General features: G+C 47.1%; 5 protein-coding genes. 4 read left to right on the plus strand and 1 reads right to left on the minus strand.

All coding sequences use genetic code 11. The features are described 5' to 3' along the window. From VN105_RS15895 to VN105_RS15910, 4 genes are all read left to right on the plus strand, one after another. A partial coding sequence (locus VN105_RS15895; RefSeq protein WP_325642512.1) for a carboxymuconolactone decarboxylase family protein occupies positions 1–471 on the plus strand: 471 nt, incomplete at its 5' end. A 191-nt stretch (positions 472–662) separates the two neighbouring features. Continuing rightward, complete coding sequence (locus VN105_RS15900; protein ID WP_325642513.1) at positions 663–1,175, plus strand: OsmC family protein; 513 nt, start codon at positions 663–665, stop codon at positions 1,173–1,175. A gap of 262 nt (positions 1,176–1,437) precedes the next feature. After that, positions 1,438–4,491, plus strand: coding sequence for a PVC-type heme-binding CxxCH protein (locus VN105_RS15905; protein ID WP_325642514.1), 3,054 nt, complete (start codon positions 1,438–1,440; stop codon positions 4,489–4,491). 145 nt (positions 4,492–4,636) lie between these two features. Next, positions 4,637–4,843, plus strand: a complete 207-nt coding sequence (locus VN105_RS15910; protein WP_325642515.1) for a DUF2945 domain-containing protein — start codon at positions 4,637–4,639, stop codon at positions 4,841–4,843. Between the two features lie 97 nt (positions 4,844–4,940). Here the strand turns inward: VN105_RS15910 and VN105_RS15915 are convergent, their stop codons facing one another. Next, on the minus strand, positions 4,941–5,561 hold the full coding sequence (locus VN105_RS15915; protein ID WP_325642516.1) for a hypothetical protein: 621 nt from the start codon (positions 5,559–5,561) through the stop codon (positions 4,941–4,943). Positions 5,562–5,937 lie beyond the last annotated feature (376 nt).

Raw genomic sequence — 5,937 nt, forward strand, 5'->3', positions numbered from 1 at the left:
GGCTTGTTTGGTAAAATTCCAAATATTTTCCGCGCTTTTACCAGTAGCGAAAATGGTCTTGAAAATTACTTCAATTACCTCACGCAGAAAAACTCATTAAGCTATCGCGAACGCGAAGTAGTAAACCTGGTGGTGAGCCAGGTAAATGAATGCCCGTATTGCCTCAGCTTTCATAGTGCGATAGCTGAACGTATTGGCTTTACTAAAGAGCAGGTATTGGATATACGTGCCAACAACATTCAATTTGATAATAGATTGAAATCCGTTGCTGCATTGGCACATAGGATTGCAGTTACAAAAGGACATATTGCGGGTCCATATCTCTTAGACTTCTACCAGGAAGGATATGATCAGGGACACCTGGTGGACGTTGTACTTGCGGTGGGCAACATCACCACGCTGAACTTATTGTACGCAATAACCGATGTTCCTATCGACTTTCCACATGTAACAGTGAAATTACAAAATTGAATTTTAATGAAATGAGCAAGCAGGATAAACCTGTTATAAACCGGCTGGATACCGGTGTGGCAAGGCATGTCGGTAGCTATAGTGACGCACTTTTAGTCAATGAAACCAAAAAGGGGATACAAGATTCCGAAAAGAGATAAGCTATTTCAAAGACCAAACGGTGTTGCACATAAAACTAAAATTTAAAAATCATGATACGTAAAAAGCAAACAATACGATTGTTCGCAAATGACATTACGGGCGATATCATTAAAGGCCGTCAGGAAGTTACCGTCAACTGGCGCAAAGGTAAACTGGTTCTCGACGAGCCTACGTTCAATGGCGGACAGGATATTGGTCCCGATCCGTTTACAACGGTTCTGTCGGGTTTGGTAGGTTGTACATTGACCACCCTGCGCATGTATATCAAAAGGAAAGGTTGGGATATCACCGACATACATTGCTCTGTGAATATGCTCCAGCAGGCGGAGCCGTTCAAAACAATGATTTTCAGAACGCTTTCATTCGGCCAGCCTGTAACCGGTGAGCAAAAGGAACGGTTGCTTTGGATTGCAGTGAACTGCCCGGTTGCCAGGCTTCTCCAGGGGGAGATTAATATCGATACACGTTTGTCCGACGATCCAACCGTACCGGCAGGAATGGGAAACTACCCCCCATCGGATGACGCTTCAACAGATGCTACCGAAAACTATTTGACCCAATAACCAGGATGTGGGAAGATTATACGGACCATATATGAACTAACAGGACTTCAATAAAAGAAACACATCTACAGGTTGCGCTGAGCAGCTCTAAAGGAATATGGGTGATAGCCGGTACCATCATGGCCTCCTCAATGGCGTTTATATATGCCCGTGATTGTTTATAACGGTGAAGTAACGGGAGGAATCGAAATAATTATTGTCAAAATGATATTTTATATTGTGGACGATTTTTTTTTGTTATTTTGATGGCATAATTCCACGTATGAAAATCTCTTCTATTAAAAAAGCAGGTTATTATGTGATGTTACTGGCGGTAGCTGGTTGTCATCATACGCCGCCATCCGGGGCGGTGGTGCTTGGCGAGGCGGAGCTGCGGCAGCCGGCACATGCGGTTGAAGGCTTAAAGGTCCGGGAAGGTCTTGCCGCTACCTTGTTTGCCAGTGAGCCGATGATGACTAATCCCACCAATATGGACATTGATGAAAGAGGGCGGGTATGGATCACAGAGGCTTATAACTATCGTAACCAGCTAAATCCCGGGCATCCTTATAAGCAGCTTGGCGACCGTATCCTGATACTGGAGGATCTGGACGAGGATGGGAAGGCAGATACTGCGAAGGTGTTTTACCAGGACACCAGTATCAATGCGGCATTGGGTATTTGCGTGTTGGGCAATAAAGTCATTGTTTCCTGCAGTCCGAACGTCTACGTGTTTACCGATGAAGACGGCGATGATAAGGCGGATAAAAAAGAGTTGCTGTTCCGGGGAATTGGAGGTGTGCAGCATGATCATGCGATCCACGCTTTTACATTTGGTCCGGATGGTATGTTGTACTTTAACTTTGGCAATGCAGGGGATAGTATCCTTGATAAAGATGGCCGCCTGATCAAAGATCCCGAGGGTAACATCGTTGCCAATAAAGGCAAGCCCTACCGCCAGGGAATGGTGTTCCGGTGCAATGTAGATGGCAGTGGACTGGAAGTACTGGCGCATAATTTCCGTAACAACTACGAGGTAGCGGTAGATGCGTTTGGCGGTTTATGGCAATCGGATAATGACGATGATGGCAACAGGGGCGTTCGTATTAATTACGTGATGGAATATGGCAACTATGGCTATACGGACGAGATGACGGGGGCAGGCTGGCAGGCCAACCGGATAAACCGGGAGGATTCGATTCCTTACCGGCACTGGCATCTCAACGATCCGGGTGTAGTGCCGAACCTGCTGCAAACCGGTTCCGGTTCACCTACCGGGATGGTGGTTTATGAGGGCGACTTGTTGCCGCAGGTGTTTCATAACCAGATGATCCACGGGGAGCCTGGGCATAATGTTGTACGTTCCTACCCTGTTAGCAAATCAGGGGCGGGTTATACAGCCAGGATCGAAAATATTGTAGAAAGCGCGCAGGATAAATGGTTCCGGCCATCGGATGTTGGTATAGCTCCAGATGGCTCGTTGTTTATTGCCGATTGGTATGACCCGGGTGTAGGTGGCCACCAGGTGGGTGACCTTGACAAGGGGCGTGTTTTTCGTATAGCCCCACCCGGTATGCCCTATCATATCAAGGTGCCTGAGATAAGCACGCCGGCAGGCGCGGTAGCGGCGTTAAAAAGCCCGAATCTTTCCACCCGCTATCTGGCCTGGACTAAATTGCATGCCATGGGAGCGGCCGCGGAGAAGGCGCTGTTGGAAATGTATGCAGATGCTAATCCGCGTTACCGGGCCAGGGCATTGTGGCTGCTGACCAAACTGCCGGGCAGGGGGCTTACTTATGCTAAGCAGGCCATGACCGATAAGGACGAGGATATCCGTATTACCGGTATCCGCGCCGCAAGGCAGCTGGGTATTGAAATGGGACCGCTGGTAGCGGGACTTGTGAATGATCCTTCCCCGCAGGTGCGGCGGGCGGCACTGATTGCTATCCGCCATAGCCGTTGGCCAGAGGCCCCGGCTACCTGGGCGCGGTTGGCGAAACAATACGATGGAAAAGATCGCTGGTACCTGGAGGCGCTGGGCATTGCGGCGGATGGTAACTGGGATGCTTGTTTTGCTGCCTGGATGCAGCAAAACGGTGGCAACTGGAATACAGCGGCGGGCAGGGACATTGTGTGGCGGGCGCGTGCAACGGCTGCACTGCCGCTCCTGGCGCAGTTGATAGAGGACCCCGTGGCAGATCCGCGGGAGCACCTGCGTTATTTCCGTGCCTTTAATTTTTATCCGGCAGCTGCCAGTACGCCGGTGCTACTGGGATTGCTGGAAAAACACCATCCTGCGCACCAGGATATTATCAACGCTTATGTTTTACTGCTGGTGGATAAAAAGGCGTTAAAAATGACGCCTGCCGCCAATATCATGTTAGGGAAAAGTCTCGCTGCCGTAGAGGGTGGTGAAACGTTTATAGAACTGGTTAACAAATACGAGCGTCGCGATCAGAACGGAGCGTTGCTTAAGATTGTCACCGGAAGTGGTAAGAGGGAGCTGAAGGGACAGGCTATGAAAAGCCTGTTAAATGCAGGTGGCCGGCAGCTGGTGGTGCAGGCCCTGGGAAAGGATACGGCCCTTTCGTTAGCGATCGTAGCTGCTATTGGCGCTAACCAGGATAAAATAAGCCGGCAGTTGCTGGCAGGTATTATCGTTAATAAAAAATATGAGCTGCCCTTACGCGTGGAAGCTACGCGCAGACTTGGCACTGGTTGGGATGGGAGCGAGCAGCTGCTCAGCATCGTGAAAAGCGGGACGCTTCCTGCGGACCTGGATACGACTGCTAAAAAGGTACTCGTGAATGTATGGCGGCAGGACATCAAAGCCAGCGCGCTGGCTTATTACGAGCCGGGGAGTAAAGAAACCAAGCTGCCGCCCGTATCGCAGCTGGTCGCTATGAATGGGGATGCGGCGGTAGGAAAGAAAGTATTCAGCACTTATTGCAGCAGCTGTCACCTGGCGGGAAATACCGGTGTTAATTTTGGGCCTGCGCTCACGGAGATCGGCAGTAAGTTAGATAAAGCGGCTATTTACGACGCAATCCTGCATCCTGATGCAGGTATCAGTTTCGGTTATGAGGGCGTGCTGGTGAAGCTTAAGGATGGCAGCAGCCGTCTTGGATATATTGCCGGGGAAACAAAAGATGAGATAGACTTTCGTATGGCCGGTGGAGCGGGGGTAAAGCTGCGCAAACCTGAGATCATTTCAAGAAAGTCCTATGATCATTCTTTGATGCCAACAGGACTCGCCAATGCCATGTCACAGCCGGAACTGGTGGGACTCGTGCAGTACCTTTCAGGGCTTACGAGCGCGGGACACGCGGTGAAATGAGGGGGAGCGGTTAACAGGAAATAACCGCTCTTTTACTATCTTTAATCTGGGGGAAAATGATTTCCATACACATGAATAGCAGGCTATTCATCATTGGCCATGGGTCAGGCCCCCACTAATTATCTAACCTTAAAATTGATTTATAATGACAAAATTTAAAATAGGTGACAAGGTGAGCTGGAACTCTGAAGCAGGGAGGGTCTCAGGAGTCATTATAAAAGTACATACAACCGATTTTCACTATAAAGGCTACATACATCATGCAACGGAAGATGATCCGCAATATGAAATTAAAAGCAGCAAATCAGATCATATTGCAGCACATAAGGGATCTGCCCTGGATAAGCTTTGACAGATGATGCGTAAAGGCAGCATTCCGATATCCTGATCATATATTGTGAGAAGCAAACCAGAGGTATCATTGCAGTTTGTACCGGAATGTTCAGCACTCAGCAACCGCCTTTGCGAGGGGCGCGTTTATAAATTATTTTACTATCTCGCTCTACATAGTCGCCCGACACTATTGGATATGAATACTTTGGCGCATACGATACGCTATGGCTTCTTATAATTATTTTGTCGTTAACTTTCAGACTATGCAATTGCTGAAATTCATTAGACTTTTCAGGCCCAAAACTGAGAATATAATCGTCACCATTAATCCTGGCCATCACTCCGAAACCTAATCGTGAGCCTGGCGGAAGAGAAAGAGAAGTTACAACAGCTTCCATATTGGTAACAGCATTTGTATGCTTGCTTATTTTAGCAGCTCCATCAAGCACTTTTTTACCTTCAGGAGACGCTTTCCATTTTTTGAACTTTATACCCTCAGGGGTAGCCTCCCATCGTTTCAATTCGGCTTTCATTTCAGCAGCAGACAGTGGCTTTGGGGACGATTTTTTAGAGGTTTCGTTTTTGATTTCGCGATTAGCAAATACTAGTCCGCTTACCACAACCAGCAGTAAGATCAGCGCATAAATAACTTTTTTCATATTTTTTGTAGGTTTAATTAACAGAGGTCTATCTTCAGATAGATCAGATTCGATTAAGGCATTTCTTTTATTTTCCATATCTTTTTAAAATTGGTGCAACAAAAATACTTTGACATCTTTCAGCGCGGAAATTTGGATTGTAAATAAAAATGTAACCTTTGTAAATAAACCGTAAATAGTACCCGGAGAGCGGGGGCATTACTGTTAATTTTTATTTAATACTTAATAATAATGATTTCGGCCCGCTGCATAAAACAGGCGGGATAAAGTTATAAATCAACCTGTTAGCGGGCTGAAAGAGAATATTGAGTAAATATTCCACTGAATATCAGTCGCAGTGGAAGACTTTAACTTTAAACAGTTACCCGTTTATAAATGAACAAATCTATAAGATTGTAAAACCCGCTCTATGATAACCAGGTTATTATCCCAATTTCATTACCCTTTCCCCATG

The organism is Chitinophaga sp., assembly GCF_035564935.1.
Classification (GTDB): domain Bacteria; phylum Bacteroidota; class Bacteroidia; order Chitinophagales; family Chitinophagaceae; genus Chitinophaga.

What these genes read in the sequence shown, in the direction of transcription:
- VN105_RS15900 (WP_325642513.1), top strand. Translation starts at nt 663, where the DNA reads ATGATACGTAAAAAGCAAACAATACGATTGTTCGCAAATGACATTACG.
- VN105_RS15905 (WP_325642514.1), top strand. Translation starts at nt 1,438, where the DNA reads ATGAAAATCTCTTCTATTAAAAAAGCAGGTTATTATGTGATGTTACTG.
- VN105_RS15910 (WP_325642515.1), top strand. Translation starts at nt 4,637, where the DNA reads ATGACAAAATTTAAAATAGGTGACAAGGTGAGCTGGAACTCTGAAGCA.
- VN105_RS15915 (WP_325642516.1), bottom strand. Translation starts at nt 5,561, where the DNA reads ATGGAAAATAAAAGAAATGCCTTAATCGAATCTGATCTATCTGAAGAT.